Origin of the sequence: Streptomyces auratus (assembly GCF_050433025.1) — a bacterium.
Lineage (GTDB): Bacteria > Actinomycetota > Actinomycetes > Streptomycetales > Streptomycetaceae > Streptomyces > Streptomyces sioyaensis.
The window spans coordinates 1,445,311-1,468,803 of record NZ_JBNGCB010000001.1 but is presented as its reverse complement, the minus strand read 5'-3'; the positions used below and the strand labels follow the sequence as shown (position 1 = coordinate 1,468,803).

At 71.0% G+C, this 23,493-nt stretch carries 20 protein-coding genes; 16 read left to right on the top strand and 4 right to left on the bottom strand.

The genetic code is table 11. The features are described from left to right. Positions 1–2: 2 nt before the first annotated feature. Both BKA18_RS06165 and BKA18_RS06160 read right to left on the bottom strand, forming a co-directional pair. Positions 3–1,682 carry a hypothetical protein gene (locus BKA18_RS06165; RefSeq protein ID WP_366045280.1) on the bottom strand — a complete coding sequence of 560 codons (1,680 nt, stop codon included), beginning with the start codon at positions 1,680–1,682 and terminating at the stop codon, positions 3–5. Between the two features lie 186 nt (positions 1,683–1,868). Beyond that, positions 1,869–4,067: an elongation factor G-like protein EF-G2 gene (locus tag BKA18_RS06160; protein WP_366045279.1), complete on the bottom strand. Its 2,199-nt coding sequence runs from the start codon at positions 4,065–4,067 to the stop codon at positions 1,869–1,871. A gap of 267 nt (positions 4,068–4,334) precedes the next feature. On the opposite strand from BKA18_RS06160, the gene pgsA reads away from it, so the two are divergent. From pgsA to BKA18_RS06085, 15 genes are all read left to right on the top strand, one after another. After that, positions 4,335–4,994, top strand: coding sequence for a phosphatidylinositol phosphate synthase (gene pgsA / locus BKA18_RS06155; RefSeq protein ID WP_366045278.1), 660 nt, complete (start codon positions 4,335–4,337; stop codon positions 4,992–4,994). Further along, positions 4,991–5,965, top strand: coding sequence for a phosphatidylinositol mannoside acyltransferase (locus tag BKA18_RS06150; RefSeq protein ID WP_366045277.1), 975 nt, complete (start codon positions 4,991–4,993; stop codon positions 5,963–5,965). The genes pgsA and BKA18_RS06150 overlap by 4 nt, the downstream gene beginning before the upstream one ends. Next, positions 5,962–7,128 carry a glycosyltransferase family 4 protein gene (locus BKA18_RS06145; protein ID WP_366045276.1) on the top strand — a complete coding sequence of 389 codons (1,167 nt, stop codon included), beginning with the start codon at positions 5,962–5,964 and terminating at the stop codon, positions 7,126–7,128. The genes BKA18_RS06150 and BKA18_RS06145 overlap by 4 nt, the downstream gene beginning before the upstream one ends. A 507-nt stretch (positions 7,129–7,635) precedes the next feature. Continuing rightward, the gene (locus BKA18_RS06140) at positions 7,636–8,181 is read left to right on the top strand and encodes a LemA family protein (protein WP_006607493.1); all 546 of its coding nucleotides are present in this window, start codon (positions 7,636–7,638) and stop codon (positions 8,179–8,181) included. Positions 8,182–8,317: 136 nt separating this feature from the next. Next, positions 8,318–9,229, top strand: coding sequence for a pyridoxal 5'-phosphate synthase lyase subunit PdxS (pdxS, locus tag BKA18_RS06135; protein WP_006607492.1), 912 nt, complete (start codon positions 8,318–8,320; stop codon positions 9,227–9,229). 8 nt (positions 9,230–9,237) lie between these two features. Continuing rightward, positions 9,238–9,828, top strand: a complete 591-nt coding sequence (gene pdxT / locus BKA18_RS06130; protein ID WP_366045275.1) for a pyridoxal 5'-phosphate synthase glutaminase subunit PdxT — start codon at positions 9,238–9,240, stop codon at positions 9,826–9,828. A 61-nt stretch (positions 9,829–9,889) separates the two neighbouring features. Further along, positions 9,890–10,642, top strand: a complete 753-nt coding sequence (locus BKA18_RS06125) for a YebC/PmpR family DNA-binding transcriptional regulator (protein ID WP_006607490.1) — start codon at positions 9,890–9,892, stop codon at positions 10,640–10,642. Positions 10,643–10,791: 149 nt separating this feature from the next. Next, the gene (ruvC, locus tag BKA18_RS06120) at positions 10,792–11,370 is read left to right on the top strand and encodes a crossover junction endodeoxyribonuclease RuvC (RefSeq protein WP_366045274.1); all 579 of its coding nucleotides are present in this window, start codon (positions 10,792–10,794) and stop codon (positions 11,368–11,370) included. Further along, positions 11,367–11,987, top strand: a complete 621-nt coding sequence (gene ruvA, locus BKA18_RS06115) for a Holliday junction branch migration protein RuvA (RefSeq protein ID WP_366045273.1) — start codon at positions 11,367–11,369, stop codon at positions 11,985–11,987. The genes ruvC and ruvA overlap by 4 nt, the downstream gene beginning before the upstream one ends. A 79-nt stretch (positions 11,988–12,066) precedes the next feature. Then, positions 12,067–13,158, top strand: a complete 1,092-nt coding sequence (gene ruvB, locus BKA18_RS06110; protein WP_006607487.1) for a Holliday junction branch migration DNA helicase RuvB — start codon at positions 12,067–12,069, stop codon at positions 13,156–13,158. 161 nt (positions 13,159–13,319) lie between these two features. Continuing rightward, complete coding sequence (gene yajC, locus BKA18_RS06105; protein WP_366045272.1) at positions 13,320–13,847, top strand: preprotein translocase subunit YajC; 528 nt, start codon at positions 13,320–13,322, stop codon at positions 13,845–13,847. Between the two features lie 149 nt (positions 13,848–13,996). After that, positions 13,997–15,781, top strand: coding sequence for a protein translocase subunit SecD (secD, locus tag BKA18_RS06100; RefSeq protein ID WP_366045271.1), 1,785 nt, complete (start codon positions 13,997–13,999; stop codon positions 15,779–15,781). A gap of 1 nt (position 15,782) precedes the next feature. Continuing rightward, positions 15,783–16,904, top strand: coding sequence for a protein translocase subunit SecF (secF, locus tag BKA18_RS06095; protein WP_366045270.1), 1,122 nt, complete (start codon positions 15,783–15,785; stop codon positions 16,902–16,904). Further along, positions 16,901–17,449 (top strand): adenine phosphoribosyltransferase, encoded by a 549-nt coding sequence (locus BKA18_RS06090; RefSeq protein ID WP_366045269.1) that lies wholly within the window; start codon positions 16,901–16,903, stop codon positions 17,447–17,449. Before secF ends, BKA18_RS06090 begins: the two co-directional genes overlap by 4 nt. Positions 17,450–17,620: 171 nt before the next feature. Next, positions 17,621–20,242, top strand: a complete 2,622-nt coding sequence (locus BKA18_RS06085) for a RelA/SpoT family protein (RefSeq protein ID WP_366045268.1) — start codon at positions 17,621–17,623, stop codon at positions 20,240–20,242. 61 nt (positions 20,243–20,303) lie between these two features. On the opposite strand, the gene BKA18_RS06080 is transcribed toward BKA18_RS06085, so the two are convergent. Both BKA18_RS06080 and BKA18_RS06075 read right to left on the bottom strand, forming a co-directional pair. Next, a complete protein-coding gene (locus BKA18_RS06080; RefSeq protein ID WP_006607481.1) occupies positions 20,304–21,533 on the bottom strand; it encodes a DUF349 domain-containing protein in 1,230 nt (409 codons plus the stop codon). Between the two features lie 249 nt (positions 21,534–21,782). Beyond that, complete coding sequence (locus BKA18_RS06075) at positions 21,783–22,610, bottom strand: peptidylprolyl isomerase (protein WP_366045267.1); 828 nt, start codon at positions 22,608–22,610, stop codon at positions 21,783–21,785. A 162-nt stretch (positions 22,611–22,772) separates the two neighbouring features. On the opposite strand from BKA18_RS06075, the gene BKA18_RS06070 reads away from it, so the two are divergent. Further along, positions 22,773–23,486: an MBL fold metallo-hydrolase gene (locus BKA18_RS06070; protein ID WP_006607479.1), complete on the top strand. Its 714-nt coding sequence runs from the start codon at positions 22,773–22,775 to the stop codon at positions 23,484–23,486. The last annotated feature ends 7 nt before the right edge of the window (positions 23,487–23,493 follow it).

Genomic DNA, 23,493 nt, shown 5'->3' with positions numbered 1-23,493 from the left:
GACTAGGCGTTGTACTCGTCCGCCTTCCCCGGCTCCACGCCCTGGATCATGCCGCTGAGCACCAGGGAGCGGTTGGTGAAGCGCTCGGTGTCCACGCCGTTCTCCTGCAGGACGCTCATCGCGGCCGCATGGACCGTACGCAGCACCGGGGTCGCGGCCCGCAGCGCGTCATCGGCCATGAAGCGGTGCCGCCAGGGCTTGTCGGCCCAGACGTGGCGCAGGCCGAACGGCTCGGGGAGGGTCAGCTTGCCGCCGAGGAAGTCCAGGACCGGCGGGAACCACGTCAGCGGGGCCCGGGCGGTGAGCCGGACCACCTCCTGCGGCTCGATGAGCGGGAGGTGCTGGGTCCTGGTCTCCCAGAACTTGATGACCTTGGCGACGTCCTTGGTCTTGGGCTCCGGCTTGGTCGTGAACAGACCGTTGACCGGGCCGAGGGCATGGCCGGTCACCTCGATGCGCAGGGTCTCGTGGAGCACGGTGACGGTGATCATCAGGGTGATCACCAGCTGCCCGTCCCACAGGACGAACTGCACGCCGAGGTAGTGGCGGTTGCCGCTGCCGAACTGCTGCTCGTTGCAGATCCGCTCTATCTCGTGCCCGCGGATCTGGAAGGCCTCGACATGCGTGCCCTCGGGGCGGCTGACGGCGGCGGCCTTCTCGCCGACCGGGGAGACGATCCAGTGGCGTACGGACGGCGCGGGGAAGCCGCCGGTGTGCAGCGGGCTGCGCTCCAGCAGCCGCAGCCGGTCGTGGATGGCCCGGATGACGTCCCAGCTGCGGAACGGGTGGATCTCGGCGACTCCCGGCGCCGGCGTCAGATCCTCGGCGAGCTGCCAGCTGCCCCAGCGCGTTCCCATGCCGAGTATCCCCTTGGGGCCGGCGTAGAAGACGACATTGCTCTTCTGCTCGGCGGAGATTTTGGCGAGATTCTGGCGGAGGGTCTCGGCGGCGATCTGGTTCGGGTCCTGGGGCACCGCCTCGGGGATCTTCGCGGCCACCCCGCCGCCCTCCAGCAGCCCCTTCCATGCCTCCCGCATGGCCACCGCGGTCTTTTCGCAGATCTGCTTGGCCCACCACCAGCCGATCATCGGGGCGATGATCATGGCGCGGCCGTACATCGGCCAGAAGCCGTTGAGCGGCAGCTTGATCATGAAGAACAGGCCGAGGCCGGCCAGGACCGTCAGCAGCAGCCCGCCGATCAGCGACAGGCCCGCGCCCGCGCCGTCCTTGGAGAGCATCTTGCGCAGCTGGAAGGCGCCCAGCCACAGCAGCACACCGGGCAGGAACACCACCCCGAACAGCACCATCAGCAGCGTCAGCTTCATGTCGCGCTGCTTGCGGATGCGGGTGGCGGACAGACAGTGCTCGACGATGGTCTGCGGCTCGGTCCCGAAGGACTGGATGAGCGGCTTGCGGTCGCCGCCCAGCATCCGCACCTGGACCGCCCGCGAGAACGCCTCGCCGAGGTTCGGCGCGAACAGCGACAGTTTCGGCTTCTTGATCTCGGACTTGCCGGATTCGGAGTCCGCATCGGAGATCTTGGTGAGCAGGCAGTCCCGGTAGGCGGCCGAGGCCAGCGCCTGGGTCGCCGCCGTCTGCCCGGCGCTCCCCGAGAGCGGGACCTGCGCCCCCGGGCTGAAGTCAAAGCCGTCTGCCACTACCGCCCCCCACACCGCACGCATCCGATGATGCGGCTCTTCCCGACTTCCGCTGACGGCACACCTGCAAAGAGCCCGTCATCGAGCCCATGACCTCTTCCTGCGCCGTCGGACGGTGCGTACAACGGCAGGAACTCAGCGTACAGCCGCCGCCCGGCCCAAGGGAGTTGAGCGGGACGGCGGCTGCCGTGGGGGCCGATCGGCCGTTGACTATCCGCCGTTCTCGGCCTGTTCCCGCCACTTGTCGACGAGCTGCGGCGGCATCGGCTCATGCCGCAGGTGGGTGCGGGAGAACCGGCCCGTGCCGTGCGAGAGGGAACGCAGATCGATGGCGTACCGGTCGATCTCGATCTCGGGCACCTCGGCCCGCACCACCGTGCGGCCCGCGCCCGACTGTTCGGTGCCCACGACCCGTCCGCGGCGCCCCGACAGATCGCTCATCACCTGGCCGACGAATTCGTCCGGAACCATCACGCTCACCTCGGACACCGGTTCGAGCAGATCGATCCGGACCTCGCCGGCGGCCTCGCGCAGCGCGAGTGCGCCCGCCATCTGGAAGGCGGCGTCCGAGGAGTCGACCGAGTGCGCCTTGCCGTCGACCAGGGTGACGCGGATGTCGACGAGCGGATGTCCGGCGGCGACCCCGCGCGCGGCCTGGGCGCGTACGCCCTTCTCCACGGAGGGGATGAACTGCCGGGGCACCGCACCGCCCACGACCTTGTCCACGAACTCGATGCCGGAGCCGCCCGGCAGCGGTTCGACCTCGATCGCGCAGATCGCGAACTGGCCGTGCCCGCCGGACTGTTTGACATGGCGCCCGCGGCCCGCGGCGGGGGCGGCGAAGGTCTCCCGCAGCGACACCTTGTGGGCGACGGTGTCCACCTGCACGCCGTAGCGGGTCCGCAGCCGTTCCAGCGCCACATCGACATGCGCCTCGCCCAGGCACCACAGGACGACCTGATGGGTGTCCTGATGGTGCTCCAGGCGCATCGTCGGATCCTCCGCGACCAGCCGGGCCAGGCCCTGCGAGAGCTTGTCCTCGTCGGCCTTGCTGTGGGCCTGGATGGCGACCGGCAGCAGTGGGTCGGGCATCGTCCAGGGCTCCATCAGCAGCGGGCTGTCCTTGTCGGACAGGGTGTCGCCGGTCTCGGCCCGGGTCAGCTTCGCCACACATGCCAGATCGCCGGCGATGGCCTGGGGCAGCGGGCGCTGCTGCTTGCCGAACGGGGCGGACAGCGCGCCGACCCGCTCGTCGACGTCGTGGTCCTCGTGCCCCCGGTCCTCCAGCCCGTGGCCGGAGACGTGCACCGTCTCGTCCGGGCGCAGGGTGCCGGAGAAGACCCGTACGAGCGAGATCCGGCCGACGTACGGGTCGGAGGAGGTCTTGACCACCTCGGCCGCGAGCGGACCGTCGGGATCGCAGCTCAGCGCCTCCCGCGGGGCGCCGTCCGGGCTGGTCACGGCGGGTGCCTCGCGCTCGGCCGGGGTCGGGAAGCCACCGGTGATCAGCTCCAGCAGCTCCATGGTGCCCAGGCCCTGCCGGGCGCCCTCGGGGGCCGGGGCCGCGGCCAGTACGGGGTGGAAGGTGCCGCGGGCGACGGCGGTCTCCAGATCCCGGGTGAGGGTCTTGATGTCCATCTCCTCGCCGCCGAGATAGCGGTCCATGAGGGACTCGTCCTCGCTCTCGGCGATGATGCCCTCGATCAGGCGGGCGCGGGCCGCCTCGATCCGCGGCAGCTCGTCCGCCGTCGGCGCGCGTTCGGTGCGCTCGCCGGAGGAGTAGTCGTAGACCCGCTGGGAGAGCAGCCCGATCAGGCCGTGTACGGGGGCGTGGCCGTCGGCGCCGGGTGTCCCGTACAGCGGGAGGTAGAGGGGGAGCACGGCGTCCGGGTCGTCGCCGCCGAACGCGGCGCGGCAGTGCTCGGTCATCGCGTCGAAGTCGGCGCGGGACGCCTCCAGGTGCGTGATGACCAGCGCCCGCGGCATGCCGACGGCCGCGCACTCGTCCCAGACCATCCGGGTCGCCCCGGCCACCCCGTCGGCCGCCGAGACAACGAAAAGGGCCGCGTCCGCGGCGCGCAGACCGGCCCTGAGTTCCCCGACGAAATCGGCGTATCCGGGGGTGTCCAAGATATTGATCTTGACTCCGCCCCAGTCCACCGGGACCAGGGAGAGCTGTACGGAGCGTTGCTGGCGGTGCTCGATCTCGTCGTAGTCGGAAAGACAGCCGCCTTCCTCGACCCGGCCCGCCCGATTGACCGCGCCGGATGCCAGCGCGAGGGCCTCGACCAGAGTGGTTTTTCCCGATCCGGAGTGGCCGACCAGCACCACATTCCGCAGGTCCGTGGGCTGGCCGGCCGTTGATGCCCTGCGGGCGGCTCCCGGGTGTGTACTCGTCTTCTCGCTCATGTGTCTCGCCTCCAGGTCGACACTTTGCGGTGATTCGAGCTTTCCACCGAGGTCATCATGCGTCCATACATGGCGCAGGGAACCAGCCCTCCCAAGGGTCCCCGGCAGGGGCCCGCGGGCGTGCCCCGGCGGCGCGCGCCGCCGGCCCCGAGCCCTGGTATGCACCCCGCGCCGCGATGCGTTCGCGGTGCCCCGTGGCCGCCTGGCTACGATGGGCCAGCCGGTGGCCCCTTGACCTCGCGGCCCGTATCGACCTCCGGGAAGGCCATGCTGAACAAGTACGCGCGTGCTTTCTTCACGCGTGTTCTCACGCCGTTCGCCGCCCTGCTCATCCGTATCGGCGTCAGCCCGGACGCGGTCACCCTCGTCGGGACCGGAGGCGTGGTGGCCGGCGCCCTGATCTTCTATCCGCAGGGCGAGTTCTTCTGGGGCACGGTCGTCATCACCCTGTTCGTCTTCTCCGACCTGATCGACGGCAACATGGCACGGCAGCTGGGCCGGTCCAGCCGCTGGGGGGCCTTTCTGGACTCCACCCTCGACCGGGTCGCCGACTCGGCGATCTTCGGCGGGCTCGCCCTGTGGTACGCGGGGCGCGGCGACAGCCTGGTGCTCTGTGCGATGGCGATCTTCTGCCTCGCCAGCGGCCAGGTGGTCTCGTACACCAAGGCGCGCGGCGAGGCCATCGGGCTGCCGGTGGCCGTCAACGGCCTGGTGGAGCGCGCCGAGCGGCTGGTCATCACGCTGGTCGCCTGCGGCCTGTCGGGCCTGCACGCCTTCGGGGTACCCGGAGTCGAGGTCCTGCTGCCGATCGCCCTGTGGATCGTCGGCATCGGCAGCGCCGTCACCCTGGGCCAGCGCGTGGTGACGGTACGCCGGGAGTCGGCCGAGGCCGACGCCGCCGTCGCACAAGGGGGGAAGGGCGCATGAGTCCACGCACGAAGGGGCTGCCGGGATTCGACCCCGGCAAGCTCACCGACGCGCTCTACGGCCTGGGCTGGAGCACGGTCAAGAAGCTTCCCGAAGGGGTCGCCGTACGGCTGGGGCGGCGGATCGCCGACACGGTCTGGAAGCGCCGGGGCAAGGGCGTCCTGCGCCTGGAGGCGAACCTCGCCCGGGTGGTCCCGGACGCCTCGCCGCAGCGCCTCGCCGAGCTCTCCCGGGCCGGGCTGCGCTCGTACATGCGCTACTGGATGGAGTCCTTCCGGCTGCCGGCCTGGAGCAGGGAGCGGATAAGGGCCGGTTTCACGCCCGAGGACATCCACCTCCTGGAGGACGGGCTCAAGAGCGGCCGCGGCGTGATCCTCGCCCTGCCGCACATGGGCAACTACGACCTCGCGGGCGTCTGGGTCACCACCAAGCTCAACACCCCCTTCACCACCGTCGCCGAGCGCCTCAAGCCCGAGAGCCTCTACGACCGCTTCGTCGCCTACCGCGAGGGCCTGGGCATGGAGGTCCTCCCGCACACCGGCGGCGAAGCCTTCGGCACCCTCGCCCGCCGGCTGCGGAACGGCGGGCTGGTCGCCCTGGTCGCCGACCGCGATCTGTCCAGCTCCGGGATGGAGGTCAAGTTCTTCGGCGAGGCGGCGAAGATGCCGGTCGGCCCCGCGATGCTCGCCGTACAGACCGGCGCCATGCTGCTGCCGGTCACCCTCTGGTACGACGAGACCCCGATCATGCGCGGCCGGGTCCACCCCGAGATCGAGGTCCCGGAGACCGGCACCCGCACCGAGAAGGCCGCCGAGATGACCCAGACGCTCGCCGACGCGTTCGCCTCCGGCATCGCCGACCACCCCGAGGACTGGCACATGCTGCAGCGACTCTGGCTCGCCGATCTGGAGCCGCGCGAGCGGCCCGGCACACCGGGCGGGGCCACCGCCCCCGGAACGGAGCAGGCGTGAAGATCGGCATCGTCTGCCCGTACGCCTGGGACGTCCCCGGCGGCGTCCAGTTCCACATCCGGGACCTGGCCGACCACCTCATCCGGCTCGGCCACGAGGTCTCCGTCCTCGCCCCGGCGGACGACGACACCCCGCTGCCGCCGTACGTCGTCTCGGCCGGCCGCGCGGTGCCGGTCCCGTACAACGGCTCGGTCGCCCGCCTCAACTTCGGTCTGCTCTCCGCGGCCCGGGTGCGCCGCTGGCTCCAGCACGGCGCCTTCGACGTCATCCACATCCATGAGCCGGCCTCGCCCTCGCTGGGCCTGCTCACCTGCTGGGCGGCCCAGGGCCCGATCGTGGCGACCTTCCACACCTCCAACCCGCGCTCCCGGGCGATGATCGCGGCCTACCCGATCCTGCAGCCCGCGCTGGAGAAGATCAGGGCACGCATCGCGGTCAGCGAATACGCCCGCCGCACCCTCGTCGAACACCTCGGCGGCGACGCGGTGGTCATCCCCAACGGCGTGGACGTCGACTTCTTCGCCTCGGCCGAGCCCAAGGCGGAGTGGCAGGGCCGCACGATCGGCTTCATCGGCCGGATCGACGAACCGCGCAAGGGCCTGCCGGTCCTGATGAAGGCGCTGCCCGCGATCCTCGCCGAGGTGCCCGACGCCCGCCTGCTGGTCGCCGGCCGCGGCGACGAGGAGGAGGCCGTCGCCGCACTGCCCGCGGAGATGCGCTCCCGGGTCGAATTCCTCGGCATGGTCAGCGACGAGGACAAGGCCCGGCTGCTGCGCAGCGTCGATGTCTACGTCGCGCCCAACACAGGCGGCGAGTCCTTCGGCATCATCCTCGTCGAGGCGATGTCGGCCGGGGCTCCCGTATTGGCCAGCGACCTCGACGCCTTCGCCCAGGTCCTGGACCAGGGCGAGGCCGGCGAGTTGTTCGCCAACGAGGACGCGGACGCGCTGGCCGCCGCCGCGGTGCGCCTGCTCGGCGACTCCGCCCGCCTCGCGGAGCTGAGCGAACGCGGCAGCCGCCACGTTCGCCGCTTCGACTGGTCGACCGTCGGGGCGGACATCCTTGCCGTCTACGAGACCGTCACGACCGGGGCGGGGGCCACCTCGGTGGCCACCGACGAGCGGGTGGGGCTGCGTGCGCGCCGCCGCCTGGCGAAGGATTGACGCTTCCCACGTTTTCGGCTGTCCCGCCGTGGTGGTTTTTCGCCGTTGCGCTTTGCGGCGCCGCCGCACGTTGTCGGCTGTCCCGCCGTAGTTGTTCTCGCCGTTGCGCCTGCGGCGGGCGTGGTTTGTCGGGTGCGGTGCCGCTCCTCCGGACTTCGTCCTGCGGCTCGGCCCCTCCCGTAGTGGGTGGGAACAGGCCGGTGGGGGCGGGCCCCCGCCGTCGTCTGCGTGCAGTCGAGGGATGAGGCCCGCCCCCACCGGTCTTCTCCCACCCCCAACGGGAGGGGGCGGACCGCAGGACGGAGTCCGGAGGGCCGGTCCCGCAGCCGAACAGCCAGCGCAGCGGCAACCAGCCCGCCGCAGGCGCAACGGCGACAAACACCCACGGCGGGAACGCCGACAACGTGCGGCGGCGCCGCAAAGCGCAACGGCGAAAAACCACCACGGCGGGCCAGCCAAAAACGTGGGAAGAAAGCCAAGCGCAGCGGACAGGTAACGTGACCGCTCGTGACCACGTTCATCTGGATCGTCGCCGCGATCATCCTCATCGGCATCTACCTGAGCTGGACGGCGGGTCGGCTGGACCGCCTGCACGCCCGTATCGATGCGGCCCGGGCGGCGCTCGACGCCCAGTTGTTGCGGCGGGCGTCCGTCGCGCAGGAGCTGGGTACCGCGGGTGTCCTCGACCCCGCCGCCTCGATCGTCCTCTACCAGGCCGCGCACCAGGCCCGGCAGGCCGAGGAGGACCACCGCGAGGTCGCCGAGAGCGAGCTGAGCCAGGCGCTGCGGGCGATTTTCGCCGAGGAGGCGCAGCTGGAGGCCGTACGGGAGGCCCCCGGCGGCGAGCAGACGGTCACCGAACTCACCGCCGCGGTGCGCCGGGTGCCGATGGCCCGCCGCTTCCACAACGACGCGGTCCGTGCCGCCCGCGCCGTCCGCCGCCACCGGCTGGTGCGCTACCTCCGCCTCGCCGGTCATGCGCCCTTTCCGCTGGCCTTCGAGATGGACGACGAGCCGCCGGCCGTCCTGGACGACCGCTCCGCCGGGAACTGAGCCGGGAAAGACAACCGCAGGCCGCGATGCCAGGCGGTGACGAGCCACTGACCTCTAATTGGCCCTTTTCCCGGGCCACTCACAAACGGTTGTGTGTGCGCATCAGTACAGTCACCCGCACTGAGTGAGGTCACACGTGTCCAGCACGCCCACCACGCCCCAGAACCCCGAGACCGGAACCGCGCGCGTCAAGCGCGGTATGGCCGAGCAGCTCAAGGGCGGCGTGATCATGGACGTCGTCACGCCGGAAGAGGCGAAGATCGCCGAGGACGCGGGCGCCGTCGCGGTCATGGCCCTGGAGCGGGTCCCCGCCGACATCCGCAAGGACGGCGGCGTGGCCCGGATGTCGGACCCCGACATGATCGACGGCATCATCAACGCCGTCTCCATCCCGGTCATGGCCAAGTCCCGGATCGGCCACTTCGTCGAGGCCCAGGTGCTGCAGTCGCTCGGCGTCGACTACATCGACGAGTCCGAGGTCCTCACCCCGGCCGACGAGGTCAACCACTCCGACAAGTGGGCCTTCACCACCCCCTTCGTGTGCGGTGCCACGAACCTGGGCGAGGCGCTGCGCCGGATCGCCGAGGGCGCCGCCATGATCCGTTCCAAGGGTGAGGCCGGCACCGGCAACGTCGTCGAGGCGGTCCGCCACCTGCGCCAGATCAAGGGCGAGATCGCCCGGCTGCGCGGCTACGACAACAACGAGCTGTTCGCCGCCGCCAAGGAGCTGCGCGCCCCGTACGAGCTGGTCAAGGAGGTCGCCGAGCTCGGCAAGCTGCCGGTCGTGCTGTTCTCCGCCGGCGGTGTGGCCACCCCGGCCGACGCCGCGCTGATGCGCCAGCTCGGCGCCGAGGGCGTGTTCGTCGGCTCCGGCATCTTCAAGTCCGGCGACCCCGCCAAGCGCGCCGCCGCGATCGTGAAGGCCACCACCTTCTACGACGACCCCGCCGTCATCGCGGACGCCTCCCGCAACCTGGGCGAGGCCATGGTCGGCATCAACTGCGACACCCTGCCCGAGGCCGAGCGCTACGCCAACCGCGGCTGGTAGGACCGCAGATGAATACCCCCACCATCGGTGTGCTGGCCCTCCAGGGCGACGTCCGCGAGCATCTCAAGGCGCTCGCGGACGCCGGTGCCCAGGCCCGGCCGGTGCGCCGTGCCGAGGAACTGGCCGCGATCGACGGCCTGGTGATACCGGGCGGCGAGTCCACCACCATGTCCAAGCTGGCGGTCGTCTTCGGCATGCTGGAGCCGCTGCGCGCGTTCGTGCGCGCGGGCAAGCCGGTCTACGGCACCTGCGCCGGCATGATCATGGTCGCCGACAAGCTGCTGGACGCCCGCGACGACCAGGAGACGTTCGGCGGGATCGACATGATCGTGCGCCGTAACGCCTTCGGGCGGCAGAACGAGTCGTTCGAGGCGGCCATCGACGTCGCCGGGATCCCCGGCGGGCCCGTCGAGGGCGTCTTCATCCGGGCGCCGTGGGTCGAATCGGTCGGCGGCGAGGTCGAGGTGCTGGCCACGTACGACGGGCACACCGTGGCCGTGCGGCAGGGTAACGTCCTTGCCACGAGCTTCCATCCGGAGCTCACCGGCGATCACCGGGTGCACGCCCTGTTCGTCGACATGGCGCGTCACACCGTGTGATCTGGCCCCGGTAGGATCTCAGCGTTCGTTCAGAAATGGGTTACGCGAAGGAGACAGGCGGATGTCCGGCCACTCTAAATGGGCTACGACGAAGCACAAGAAGGCCGTGATCGATGCCAAGCGCGGCAAGCTCTTCGCGAAGCTGATCAAGAACATCGAGGTCGCCGCCCGGACCGGCGGCGCCGACCCTGACGGCAACCCGACCCTCTTCGACGCCATTCAGAAGGCCAAGAAGAGCTCGGTGCCCAACAAGAACATCGACTCCGCGGTCAAGCGCGGTGCGGGTCTCGAAGCCGGCGGCGCCGACTACGAGACGATCATGTACGAGGGTTACGGCCCCAACGGTGTCGCGGTGCTCATCGAGTGCCTCACCGACAACCGCAACCGCGCCGCCTCGGACGTCCGCGTCGCCATGACCCGCAACGGCGGCTCGATGGCCGACCCGGGCTCGGTGTCGTACCTGTTCAACCGCAAGGGCGTGGTGATCGTCCCCAAGGGTGAGCTGAGCGAGGACGACGTCCTGGGCGCGGTCCTGGACGCCGGGGCCGAAGAGGTCAACGACCTCGGTGAGACCTTCGAGGTGCTCAGCGAGGCCACCGACCTGGTCGCGGTCCGCACCGCCCTCCAGGAGTCCGGCATCGATTACGACTCGGCGGACGCCAACTTCGTCCCGACCATGCAGGTCGAGCTGGAGGAAGAGGGCGCACGCAAGATTTTCAAGCTGATCGACGCGCTGGAGGACAGCGACGACGTGCAGAACGTCTTCGCCAACTTCGACGTCTCGGACGAGGTGATGGCCAAGGTGGACGCCTGACGGGCGGACACGCAGGGCCGGTTGACGGGCCGACGGGGACACACCCCGTCGGCCCGTCGGTTTGTCAGTGGCAGCCACTAGTGTGCTGATCAGGGGGCATGCGCTCCCGAAGTGGGAACAGCCGACCGAGCGGACGAGGGGCGGGAGCGATGAAGGTGCTGGGGGTGGACCCGGGGCTGACGCGCTGCGGGGTCGGGGTGGTCGACGGCGTCGCGGGGCGCCCGCTGACCATGATCGGCGTCGGCGTCGTGCGCACCCCGGCGGACGCCGAGATCGCCCACCGTCTCGTCGAGATCGAGCGCGGGATAGACGGCTGGCTCGACGAACACCGTCCGGACTGCGTCGCCGTGGAGCGGGTGTTCAGCCAGCACAACGTCCGTACGGTCATGGGCACCGCACAGGCCAGCGCGGTCGCCATGCTGTGCGCCGCCCGCCGCGGGCTGCCGGTCGCGCTGCACACCCCCAGCGAGGTCAAGGCCGCCGTCACCGGCTCGGGCCGTGCCGACAAGGCTCAGGTCGGCGCGATGGTCACGCGGCTGCTGCGGCTCGACGCGCCCCCGAAACCGGCCGACGCCGCCGACGCCCTGGCCCTCGCCATCTGCCACATCTGGCGCGCCCCCGCGGTCAACCGCCTCCAGCAGGCGCAGGCCGCCGCCCGCCGTGCCGCTCCCGCATCCGTCACTGCCGCCGGCCTCCGCCGGGCGGCACCCCAGAAGGGCACCCGATGATCGCCTTCGTTTCCGGCCCGGTCGCGGCCCTCGCCCCGGACACCGCCGTCGTCGAGGTCGGCGGTATCGGCATGGCCGTCCAGTGCACCCCGGACACCCTCTCCACGCTGCGCATCGGGCAGCAGGCCAAGCTCGCCACCTCCCTCGTCGTCCGCGAGGACTCGCTCACGCTGTACGGCTTCGCCGACGACGACGAGCGCCAGACCTTCGAGCTGCTGCAGACCGCCAGCGGCGTCGGCCCCCGGCTCGCCCAGGCGATGCTCGCGGTGCACTCCCCGGACGCGCTGCGGCGGGCCGTCGCCACCGGTGACGAAAAGGCCCTCACCGCCGTGCCCGGCATCGGCAAGAAGGGCGCCCAGAAGCTGCTGCTGGAGCTCAAGGACCGGCTCGGCGAGCCGGTGGGCGGCGCCCGCGCGAGCGTCGGCAGCGCCGTCACGGCCGGCTGGCGCGATCAGCTGCACGCCGCCCTGATCGGCCTCGGCTACGCCACCCGCGAGGCGGACGAAGCGGTCGCCGCGGTCGCCCCGCAGGCCGAGGCGGCCGTCGCCGACGGGGCCGCGCCCCAGGTGCCGCAGCTGCTCAGGGCCGCCCTGCAGTCCCTGAACCGGGCGCGATGACCACCGCCCGGGCCCCGCGCCCCCGACCGTACGACCACCCAGGCGGCCCGGCCGCCCCGACCCCGCGAGGCAATCCGCAGTGAACTGGGACGACACCGCACCGCCCGCCACCGACGACGCCGCCCCGGGCGGGCCCGACCGCCTGGTCGGCGCCGATGCGGACGGCGAGGACACCGCCGTCGAGGCCGCGCTGCGGCCCAAGGACCTGGAGGAGTTCGTCGGCCAGGAGCGGGTGCGCGAACAGCTCGACCTGGTGCTGCGCGCCGCCCGGGCCCGGGGCGCCACCGCCGACCACGTCCTGCTGTCCGGGGCGCCGGGCCTCGGCAAGACCACCCTCTCGATGATCATCGCGGCCGAGATGGGCGCCCCGATCCGGATCACCTCCGGCCCCGCCATCCAGCACGCCGGCGACCTCGCCGCCATCCTCTCCTCCCTCCAGGAGGGCGAGGTCCTCTTCCTGGACGAGATCCACCGGATGTCCCGCCCCGCCGAGGAAATGCTCTACATGGCGATGGAGGACTTCCGGGTCGACGTGATCGTCGGCAAGGGCCCGGGCGCCACCGCCATCCCGCTGGAGCTTCCGCCGTTCACCCTGGTCGGCGCCACGACCAGGGCCGGTCTGCTGCCGCCCCCGCTGCGCGACCGCTTCGGCTTCACCGCCCATATGGAGTTCTACGCCCCCGCCGAGCTACAGCGGGTCATCCACCGCTCGGCCGGGCTGCTGGACGTCGACATAGAACCCGAGGGCGCCGCCGAGATCGCCGGCCGTTCCCGCGGCACGCCCCGTATCGCCAACCGTCTGCTGCGCCGGGTCCGCGACTACGCCCAGGTCAAGGCCGACGGCCTGATCACCCGCGAGATCGCCTCCCAGGCCCTGAAGGTCTACGAGGTCGACGCTCGCGGCCTGGACCGCCTCGACCGCGCCGTGCTCACGGCCCTGCTCAAGCTGTTCGGCGGCGGCCCGGTGGGCCTGTCCACCCTCGCGGTCGCGGTGGGGGAGGAGCGCGAGACGGTCGAGGAGGTCGCCGAGCCGTTCCTCGTACGGGAAGGGCTGCTGGCCAGGACTCCCCGGGGCCGGATCGCGACGCCCGCGGCCTGGGCCCATCTGGGGCTGGTCCCGCCGCAGCAGCAATCGGGCGGAAGCGGACAGCAGGGGTTGTTCGGGCCCTGACGGCGCGGGGACTCGCCCGGTCAGGAACTGCGGTGCGATGCTGGGCGTTGTTCCACTGGTGGGGACTCGCTTAGACTCCGCCGATGCCGTCCGTACGGTCGGCATACCCACCCCCGTATAAGAGACCGCGCATCAGCGGTCGTGCGAAGGATTTCCGTCCCGTGAGTATCGTGACTCTCCTCCCCTTCATTGTCCTCATCGGGGCCATGTTCCTGATGACGCGGTCCGCCAAGAAGAAGCAGCAGGCGGCCGCGCAGATGCGCAACGAGATGCAGGCCGGCACCGGCGTCCGGACGATCGGCGGTATGTACGCCACCGTCAAGGAAGTCCACGACGAGACCGTTCTGCTCGAGGTTGCCCCCGGCGTGCACGCCATCTACGCCAAGAACGCCATCGGCGCGGTGATCGCGGACGAGGAGTACAACCGCATCCTGGACGGTGCCGACCCGCTGCACGCCGGCGAGCCGGTCGTCCCGGACGACGCCTCCTCGCTGACCGGCGACGCCGCCGCCGAGGCCACCACAAAGGGTGACAAGATCGACCTGGGCAAGGTCGAGACCCCGGCCGGCGACAAGACCGCCGCCGACGAGGCCCCGGCCGACACGGACGCCAAGGACGCCAAGGGCGCAGCCGAGGCCGACGCGGACGCCGCCAAGGAGGACAAGAAGTCCGGCGACGACGCGAAGTAGTCCCTCCCACGGAACCGCGGAGCACGCGTTGTGTCGTGCACCGCGGTTCCGGGACGGTCTAGGCTCCGGCGGGGGCAGGTCCCCACAAGACTTCGTGGCCGCTCGGCCGGCATCCCGGGCCGAGGGGTTGGACAGGGAGATACGAGAAGGTGGCAGCACCCAAGAAGGGCCGCAGGGCGCCCGCGAGCCAGGGGCATCCGGGCCGCGCCCTGATCCTGGTCCTCATCGCGATCGTGGGGCTGATCGGAGGCATGTTCTACTCCGGCACCCTGACGCCCCGACTGGGCATCGACCTGGCAGGCGGCACCAGCTTCACGCTGGCGGCCCAGAACCAGCCGGGCAAGCCCAACGCGATCAACGAGACCAACATGAGGACCGCCGCCGGCATCATGGAGCGACGGGTCAACGGTCTCGGTGTGTCCGAGGCCGAGGTCCAGACACAGGGCGACAACCACATCATCGTGAACATCCCCAAGGGGACGGACGCGAAGCAGGCTCGCCAGCAGGTCGGCACCACCGCCCAGCTCGGGTTCCGGCCGGTGCTGACCACCACCGCCGGCACCAAGACCCCCGAGCCCAAGCCCAGCCCCTCCCAGAGCGGCGCGAACGGCAAGGGCAAGGGCGACAAGGCCGCGGGCGGCAAGGCACAGCCGGGCACCCAGCAGAACGCCTCCTCCTCGCAGTCGCCGAGCTCGAAGCCCACCACCCAGGGCCGTGCGGTGACGGACGCGCTGAAGAAGGCCCCGTCCCCCAAGCCCACCCCTTCCGGGCCGGCCAAGCCCTCCCTGCCCGCGACGCCCCCGCCGACCCCCGGTGGCGCGGCCATCCCGCCGGCGCTCCAGAAGCAGCTGAACGCGCTGGACTGCTCCACCAAGGCGAGCCGCGCCGCTGCCGGTCAGAAGGCCGCCGCCACCAAGCCGTCCGACCCGGTCGTGGCCTGCAAGGACGACGGCACGCAGAAGTACGTGCTCGGCCCGGTCGGCGTCGAGGGCACGGACGTCAAGGACGCCAAGGCCGTCTTCGACAGCCAGCAGGGCCAGGGCTGGATCGTCCAGATGGACTTCACCTCCGAGGGCGGCAAGAAGTTCGCGGACGTCACCGGCAAGCTCGCCACCAAGGCGCAGCCGCAGAACCAGTTCGCGATCGTCCTGGACGGCGCGGTGGTCTCCGACCCGCGCGTCAGCGAGCGGCTCAACGGCGGCAACGCCACCATCTCCGGCGGCTTCACCCAGCAGTCCGCCGAGGACCTCGGCAACATGCTGTCCTACGGCGCCCTGCCGCTCTCCTTCAAGATCGACGACGAGACCACGGTCACCGCGGCGCTCGGCGGTGAGCAGCTGCACGCCGGTCTGATCGCCGGCGCCATCGGCCTCGCCCTGGTCGTCCTCTACCTCGTCGCCTACTACCGGGGCCTGTCGCTGGTCGCGCTGGCGAGCCTGTGCGTCTCGGCGATCCTGACGTACGCGATCATGACGCTGCTCGGACCGGCCATCGGGTTCGCGCTGAACCTCCCAGCGGTCTGCGGCGCCATCGTCGCCATCGGTATCACCGCCGACTCGTTCATCGTCTACTTCGAACGCATCCGGGACGAGATCCGCGAGGGCCGCACCCTGCGCCCGGCCGTCGAGCGCGGCTGGCCGCGTGCCCGCCGCACGATTCTGGTCTCCGACTTCGTGTCGTTCCTGGCCGCCGCGGTGCTGTTCATCGTCACCGTCGGCAAGGTGAAGGGCTTCGCGTTCACGCTCGGCCTGACCACCGTGCTCGATGTCGTCGTGGTCTTCTTCTTCACCAAGCCACTGATGACGGTCCTCGCCCGGCGGAAGTTCTTCGCCGACGGCCACCCCTGGTCCGGCCTCGATCCCAAGCGCCTGGGCGCCAGGCCACCGCTGCGCCGCCGCCGCGGCAGCGCCCCGACCCAGACGAAGGAGGCGTGAGATGTCCAAGCTCGGCAACATCGGCGCCCGGCTCTACCGCGGCGAGGTCGGCTACGACTTCATCGGCAAGCGGAAGATCTGGTACGGCCTCTCGATCCTCATCACCATCACGGCCATCGTCGGCCTGGCGGTGCGCGGTCTGAACATGGGCATCGAGTTCTCCGGCGGCGCGGTCTTCACCACCCCGAAGACCTCGGTCTCCGCCTCCCAGGCGCAGCACCAGGCCGAGTCGGCGGCGGGCGGCCACCAGGCCACGGTGCAGAAGCTCGGCGGCGGCTCGGGCGGCCCGCTGCGCATCCAGATCAGCGGTCTGGACACCAAGCAGGCGCTGCCGGTCCAGGAAGAGCTCGCCAAGGACCTGAACGTCCAGGTCAAGGACGTCAACACCCAGCTCGTCGGTCCGAGCTGGGGTGAGGAGATCGCCAACAAGGCCTGGCTGGGCCTGGGGATCTTCATGGTCCTCGTGGTGCTCTATCTGGCCATCGCCTTCGAGTGGCGGATGGCGCTCGCCGCCCTGGTCGCGCTCATCCACGACCTCACGATCACGGTCGGTGTCTACGCCCTGGTCGGCTTCGAGGTCACCCCGGGCACGGTCATCGGTCTGCTGACGATCCTCGGTTACTCCCTGTACGACACGGTCGTCGTCTTCGACAGCCTCAAGGAGGCCTCGAAGGACATCACCAAGCAGACCCGCTTCACCTACAGCGAGATCGCCAACCGCTCGATCAACAGCACCCTGGTGCGGTCGATCAACACCACCGTCGTGGCGCTGCTGCCGGTCGCCGGTCTGCTGTTCGTCGGCGGCGGTGTGCTGGGTGCGGGCATGCTCAACGACATCTCGCTGGCCCTGTTCGTCGGTCTCGCCGCCGGTGCGTACTCCTCGATCTTCATCGCGACCCCGCTGGTCGCCGAGCTGAAGAGCCGCGAGCCGCAGATGAAGGCGCTGACCAAGCGGGTGCAGGCGAAGCGTGCCGCGGCCGCCGCCAAGGAGGCGGACCAGGAGGGCCCGCGGGCCGATGCCGAGGACGTCGAGGACGCCGACGGCGCCGCGGTCGTCGGACCGCGCCAGCAGCCCGCCTCCCGCAACCGCGGACGCGGCCGCCCGTCGGGCAAGCGCCGATGAGCGCCCCCGCTGCCCTGCGCGAGCTGCTGCTCAGCCGGATAACGGACGTCCCGGACCATCCGCAGCCGGGCGTGGTGTTCAAGGACATCAGCCCGCTGCTGGCCGACCCGGTCGCCTTCGGCGCGCTGACCGACGCCTTCGTCGATCTGTGCGCGCGGTACCGCGTGGACAAGGTCGTGGGCCTGGAGGCGCGCGGCTTCATCCTCGCCGCCCCGGTCGCGGTCCGCGCCGCCGTCGGCTTCGTCCCCGTACGCAAGGCGGGCAAGCTGCCCGGCGCGACGCTCGGGCAGGCCTACGAGCTGGAGTACGGCACGGCCGAGATCGAGCTGCATGCCGATGCGCTCGCCCCGGGCGACCGGGTGCTGGTGATCGACGACGTGCTCGCCACGGGCGGCACCGCCGATGCATCGTTGCAGCTCATCCGGCGTGCGGGCGCCGAGGTCGCGGGCCTGGCGGTGCTGCTGGAGCTCGGCTTCCTGGCCGGGCGGCAGCGGCTGGAGCCGGGCCTGAAGGGCGCTCCGCTGGAGGCCCTGGTCACGGTCTGAGCAGGTCTTACTCCCCACCACGTCGCAGGGGCCCCCGGAACAATTCGGGTGCCCCTGCTGCTGTGTCATGTACGGACCCATGGCCGCGGGGGAGTTGTGCGCCCGGGGTCGATACCATGGCACCCCGGCCCGTTCGAGGCACTGGGGTCCGGAACCGCCTGAGGAGTGCTCTTGCCAGACGAGGCCCAGCCGCTCTCCCCCGGAACGCGTCCGGCGGGAACCGACGCCGCGCGCCCGGGTGAGCAGAAGCCCACGGACGCGGCTTCCCCCCGCGCGCCCGAGTCCGGGCGGCAGGGCGCCCCCGACGGGCCCCGGCAGCCGGCCGGCCGGTTCGCCGCGTCCGAGCCGCCCGCCGAGCGGCGCGGCAAGGCCGCCGAGCCGGGCTCCGCCGCCTCCTCGTCCAAGCCGGCCCCGACGCCGTCGCGCGCGGACAAGCCGCCGGCCAAGGCCGACCAGCCCGCCGCGTCCCGGCCGCTGCCGCCCGCCTCCGCCGGCCGCTCCGGCTCCCCGAACCGCGTACGGGCCCGCCTCGCCCGGCTGGGCGTGCAGCGCTCCAGCCCGTACAACCCGGTCCTGGAGCCGCTGCTGCGGGCCGTCCGCGGCAACGACCCCAAGATCGAGACGGGCACGCTGCGCCAGATCGAGCGCGCCTACCAGGTCGCCGAGCGCTGGCACCGCGGCCAGAAGCGCAAGAGCGGCGACCCGTACATCACCCACCCGCTCGCCGTGACGACGATCCTCGCCGAGCTGGGCATGGACCCGGCGACGCTGATGGCGGGCCTGCTGCACGACACCGTCGAGGACACCGAATACGGCCTGGACACCCTGCGGGGCGACTTCGGTGACCAGGTGGCGCTGCTGGTCGACGGCGTCACCAAGCTCGACCGCGTCAAGTTCGGCGAGGCCGCGCAGGCCGAGACCGTCCGCAAGATGGTCGTCGCGATGGCCAAGGACCCGCGCGTCCTGGTCATCAAGCTCGCCGACCGGCTGCACAACATGCGCACCATGCGCTACCTCAAGCGGGAGAAGCAGGAGAAGAAGGCCCGCGAGACGCTGGAGATCTACGCACCGCTCGCCCACCGCCTGGGCATGAACACCATCAAGTGGGAGCTGGAGGATCTTTCCTTCGCGATCCTCTATCCCAAGATGTACGACGAGATCGTGCGGCTGGTCGCCGAGCGGGCGCCCAAGCGCGACGAGTATCTGGCGATAGTGACCGACGAGGTCCAGGCCGATCTGCGGTCCGCCCGGATCAAGGCCACGGTCACCGGCCGCCCGAAGCACTACTACAGCGTCTACCAGAAGATGATCGTCCGCGGACGCGACTTCGCCGAGATCTACGACCTGGTGGGCATCCGCGTCCTCGTCGACACGGTCCGCGACTGCTACGCGGCCCTCGGCACCATCCATGCGCGATGGAACCCGGTCCCCGGCCGGTTCAAGGACTACATCGCGATGCCCAAGTTCAACATGTACCAGTCGCTGCACACGACCGTGATCGGCCCCAGCGGCAAGCCCGTTGAGCTGCAGATCCGTACGTTCGACATGCACCGCCGCGCCGAGTACGGCATCGCCGCGCACTGGAAGTACAAGCAGGAGGCGGTCGCGGGCGCCTCCAAGATCCGTACGGATGTCCCGAAGCACGCCGGCAAGGGCCAGGACACCGTCAACGACATGGCCTGGCTGCGGCAGTTGCTGGACTGGCAGAAGGAGACCGAGGACCCGGGCGAGTTCCTGGAGTCGCTGCGCTTCGACCTGTCGCGCAACGAGGTCTTCGTGTTCACGCCGAAGGGCGATGTCATAGCGCTGCCGGCCGGTGCCACCCCCGTCGACTTCGCGTACGCGGTGCACACCGAGGTCGGCCACCGCACGATAGGGGCCCGGGTCAACGGGCGCCTCGTACCGCTCGAATCGACCCTGGACAACGGCGACTTGGTCGAGGTCTTCACCTCCAAGGCGACGGGCGCCGGACCGTCCCGCGACTGGCTCGGCTTCGTCAAGTCCCCGCGCGCCCGCAACAAGATCCGCGGCTGGTTCTCCAAGGAGCGCCGTGACGAGGCGATCGAGCAGGGCAAGGACGCCATCGCGCGGGCCATGCGCAAGCAGAACCTGCCGATCCAGCGGATCCTGACCGGCGACTCCCTGGTCACCCTCGCGCACGAGATGCGCTACCCGGACATCTCCTCGCTCTACGCCGCCATCGGCGAGGGCCATGTCGCCGCCCAGGGCGTCGTCCAGAAGCTGGTGCAGGCGCTGGGCGGCCAGGACGAGGCCACCGAGGACATCGCCGAGTCGACCCCGATCCGGCCGCGCTCCAAGCGCCGTTCCAGCGCGGACCCCGGTGTGGTCGTCAAGGGCGTCGACGATGTGTGGGTCAAGCTGGCCCGCTGCTGCACTCCGGTGCCGGGCGACCCCATCATCGGCTTCGTCACCCGCGGCAACGGCGTCTCGGTGCACCGCGCCGACTGCGTCAACGTGGACTCGCTGTCCCGGCAGCCGGAGCGGATCCTGGAGGTCGAGTGGGCGCCCACCCAGTCCTCGGTCTTCCTGGTCGCCATCCAGGTCGAGGCGCTGGACCGTTCCCGCCTCCTGTCGGACGTCACGCGGATCCTGTCCGACCAGCACGTCAACATCCTCTCGGCGGCCGTCCAGACCTCCCGGGACCGCGTCGCCACCTCCCGCTTCACCTTCGAGATGGGCGACCCCAAGCATCTGGGCCATGTCCTGAAGGCGGTCCGGGGTGTGGAGGGCGTGTATGACGTGTATCGGGTGACGTCGGCCCGCCGGCCGTAGTGGCGCACACAGCAGGCGGCCCCGGTACGGAATCCGTACCGGGGCCGCCTGCTGTGCTGCGCTAGCCGCCGAATTCCTCCAGGCCCTTGAGCGCCTGGTCCAGCAGTGCCTTGCGGCCCTCCAGCTCGCGGCCGAGCTTGTCGGCCTTGGCGTCGTTGCCGGCCGCCCGGGCCGTGTCGATCTGCTTCTGCAGCTTGTCGACCGCGTCCTGGAGCTGGCCGGTGAGCCCCGCGGCGCGGGCCCGCGCCTCAGGGTTCGTACGGCGCCACTCGTTCTCCTCGGCGTCCTGGAGAGCGCGCTCGACGGCGTGCATCCGGCCCTCGATCTTCGGGCGGGCGTCCCGGGGGACGTGGCCGATGGCCTCCCACCGCTCGTTGATCGCGCGGAACGCCGCACGGGCGGCCTTCAGGTCCGAGACCGGGAGCAGCTTCTCGGCCTCGACGGCCAGCTCCTCCTTGCGGGTCAGGTTCTCGCGCTGCTCGGCGTCGCGCTCCGCGAAGACCTCACCGCGCGCCTGGAAGAAGACGTCCTGGGCGCCGCGGAAGCGGTTCCACAGGTCGTCCTCGTGCTCGCGCTGGGCCCGGCCCGCGGCCTTCCAGTCCGCCATCAGCTCGCGGTAGCGGGCCGCGGTGGCGCCCCAGTCCGTCGAGTTCGACAGCGACTCGGCCTCGGCGACCAGCTTCTCCTTCGCCTTGCGGGACTCCTCGCGCTGGGCGTCCAGCGACGCGAAGTGGGCCTTGCGCCGCTTGGAGAACGCCGAGCGGGCGTGCGAGAAGCGGTGCCACAGCTCGTCGTCCGCCTTGCGGTCGAGCCGGGGCAGGCCCTTCCAGGTGTCCACCAGCGCGCGCAGCCGCTCACCGGCGGCCCGCCACTGCTCACTGGCCGCCAGCTCCTCGGCCTCGGCGACCAGCTTCTCCTTGGCGTGCCGGGCCTCGTCGCTCTGCTTGGCCTTCTGCGCCTTGCGCTCCTCGCGGCGGGCCTCGACGGTCTCGACGAGCTTGTCCAGCCGCTTGCGCAGCGCGTCAAGATCGCCCACCGCGTGGTGTTCGTCGACCTGGGTGCGCAGATGGTCGATCGCGGTCGTCGCGTCCTTCGCCGACAGGTCGGTGGTCTTGACCCGGCGCTCGAGGAGGCCGATCTCGACGACCAGGCCCTCATACTTGCGCTCGAAGTAGGCGAGGGCCTCCTCGGGAGTTCCCGCCTGCCACGATCCGACGACCTGCTCGCCATCGGCGGTACGCACGTACACGGTCCCCGTCTCATCGACGCGGCCCCATGGGTCGCTGCTCACAGCGCCTCCTCCACATGATGCCGACGGGGGCGTGCGGCCCCCCGGCATCGTCCACAGTTTCTGTCCGGCAGAGCCACGCCCTGGCCGGTCCGACGGGCTGACTTGCGGGTGAGGGTGGCAGCCGTCGGAGCAGGCACCCTACACAACGCCAATCTAGGCGAACGGCGCTCGGCTGTCCGCATCCAGCGCGACCGAATTCCGCGGTGCGGACGGGGGCGGCGGTGTGCCGCCCCCGGGCCGCCGGGCAGGTCAGGACTTCTTCACGGTCGCCCGGTTGATCACGACGGTGGCGTTCGGCACGGTGGCGCGGATCGCCTGGTCGAGATGCGAACCCGCATCGGCGATCTTGCGCAGCACGTCCATGCCGCCGGTGATCGTCCCGAAGGGGGTGTAGTTCGGGGGCAGCTTGCTGTCCTGGTAGACGAGGAAGAACTGGCTGCCACCGGTGTTGCGGGTCTCCTTGCTCCGGCCGTCGTAGCGGTTGGCCATCGCGACCGTCCCGGCCGGATAGACACCGCCCTTGAGCCGGGGGTCCTTGAGGTTCTCGTCCGGAATGGTGTAGCCGGGGGTGCCCTGACCGGTGCCCTTCGGGTCACCGCACTGCAGGACGTGGAGCCCCTCGTCGACCAGCCGGTGGCACTTGCTGTGGTCGAAATACCCCTGACCGGCCAGGAAGGCGAAGGAGTTGACCGTGTGCGGGGCCTTGCCGGCGTCCAGCTTCAGCTCGATCGTGCCGCAGGTCGTCGCCAGCTTCGCGGAGTAGGCGGCCGAGGTGTCGAGCGACATCGCCGGCTCCTTCTTCCAGGTCTTCGCCGACGGTGCGCCCTTCGCGGGCCGGGCGCAGGGGTCCGGGGCCTTCGACGGCGCCCCGTCCGCCGCGGCCCGGTCGGACGTCCCGCCGCCGGCCAGTCCCGCGGAGGCGTAGACGGCGCCGCCGGAGGCCAGGGCGACGGCCACGGCGGACGCGATGATCACATTGCGGCGTTTGGTCTTCCGCTGGGCGGCGGACCGCCGTTGCTGCTGGCGCTCGAACTTCTCCCGGGCGAGCTGCCGCCGCCGCTGATCTTTGCTGACCACCGGTCGTCTCCTTGTCCGCTCATCGATCACTGAGATGCGCCGTGGCCGTACCGTATACGGGTTCGCCCTGCCGGGAGTCCCGCCGGTAGGCTCTGGAGCTGCCGAGATGTCCGGAGAGCGGTCCCCGCGGCCCGACCTCCACACCGACCTTTAAGGACGAACGTGCTGATTGCCGGGTTCCCCGCCGGGGCCTGGGGCACCAACTGCTACTTGGTCGCCCCCGCCGCCGGTGAGGAGTGCGTCATCATCGACCCGGGCCACCAAGCGGCCCAAGGAGTCGAGGACGCGGTCAAAAAGCATCGGCTCAAGCCCGTCGCGGTCGTCCTCACCCATGGCCATATCGACCATGTCGCCTCGGTCGTCCCCGTGTGCGGCGCACACGACGTCCCGGCCTGGATCCACCCCGAGGACCGCTTCATGATGAGCGACCCGGAGAAGGCCCTCGGCATCTCCATCGGGCAGCAGCTCATGGGCGAGCTGACGGTGGGGGAGCCGGACGACGTCAAGGAGCTGACCGACGGCGCCGCTCTGGAGCTTGCCGGGATGGAGTTCTCCGTCGCGCACGCCCCGGGCCATACCAAGGGGTCGGTGACGTTCAGGATGCCCGAGCAGGCCGACATTCCGCCGGTCTTCTTCTCGGGCGACCTGCTGTTCGCCGGCTCCATCGGACGCACCGACCTGCCGGGCGGCGACCACGCCGAGATCCTGCAGTCGCTGGCGCGTGTGTGCCTGCCGCTGGAGGACTCGACCGTCGTCCTGTCCGGCCACGGCCCCCAGACCACCATCGGCCGCGAGCGCGCCACCAACCCCTTCCTGCGGGAGGTGGCCGCCGGCCTCGGAGACGGCTTCAGCGCCGCTCCACGACGAGGAATGTGACGAGAGC

Coding starts and splice junctions, on each gene's coding strand:
- BKA18_RS06165 (WP_366045280.1), bottom strand. CDS start 1,682: ATGCGTGCGGTGTGGGGGGCGGTAGTGGCAGACGGCTTTGACTTCAGC.
- BKA18_RS06160 (WP_366045279.1), bottom strand. CDS start 4,067: ATGAGCGAGAAGACGAGTACACACCCGGGAGCCGCCCGCAGGGCATCA.
- pgsA (WP_366045278.1), top strand. CDS start 4,335: ATGCTGAACAAGTACGCGCGTGCTTTCTTCACGCGTGTTCTCACGCCG.
- BKA18_RS06150 (WP_366045277.1), top strand. CDS start 4,991: ATGAGTCCACGCACGAAGGGGCTGCCGGGATTCGACCCCGGCAAGCTC.
- pdxT (WP_366045275.1), top strand. CDS start 9,238: ATGAATACCCCCACCATCGGTGTGCTGGCCCTCCAGGGCGACGTCCGC.
- BKA18_RS06125 (WP_006607490.1), top strand. CDS start 9,890: ATGTCCGGCCACTCTAAATGGGCTACGACGAAGCACAAGAAGGCCGTG.
- ruvC (WP_366045274.1), top strand. CDS start 10,792: ATGAAGGTGCTGGGGGTGGACCCGGGGCTGACGCGCTGCGGGGTCGGG.
- ruvA (WP_366045273.1), top strand. CDS start 11,367: ATGATCGCCTTCGTTTCCGGCCCGGTCGCGGCCCTCGCCCCGGACACC.
- secF (WP_366045270.1), top strand. CDS start 15,783: ATGTCCAAGCTCGGCAACATCGGCGCCCGGCTCTACCGCGGCGAGGTC.
- BKA18_RS06090 (WP_366045269.1), top strand. CDS start 16,901: ATGAGCGCCCCCGCTGCCCTGCGCGAGCTGCTGCTCAGCCGGATAACG.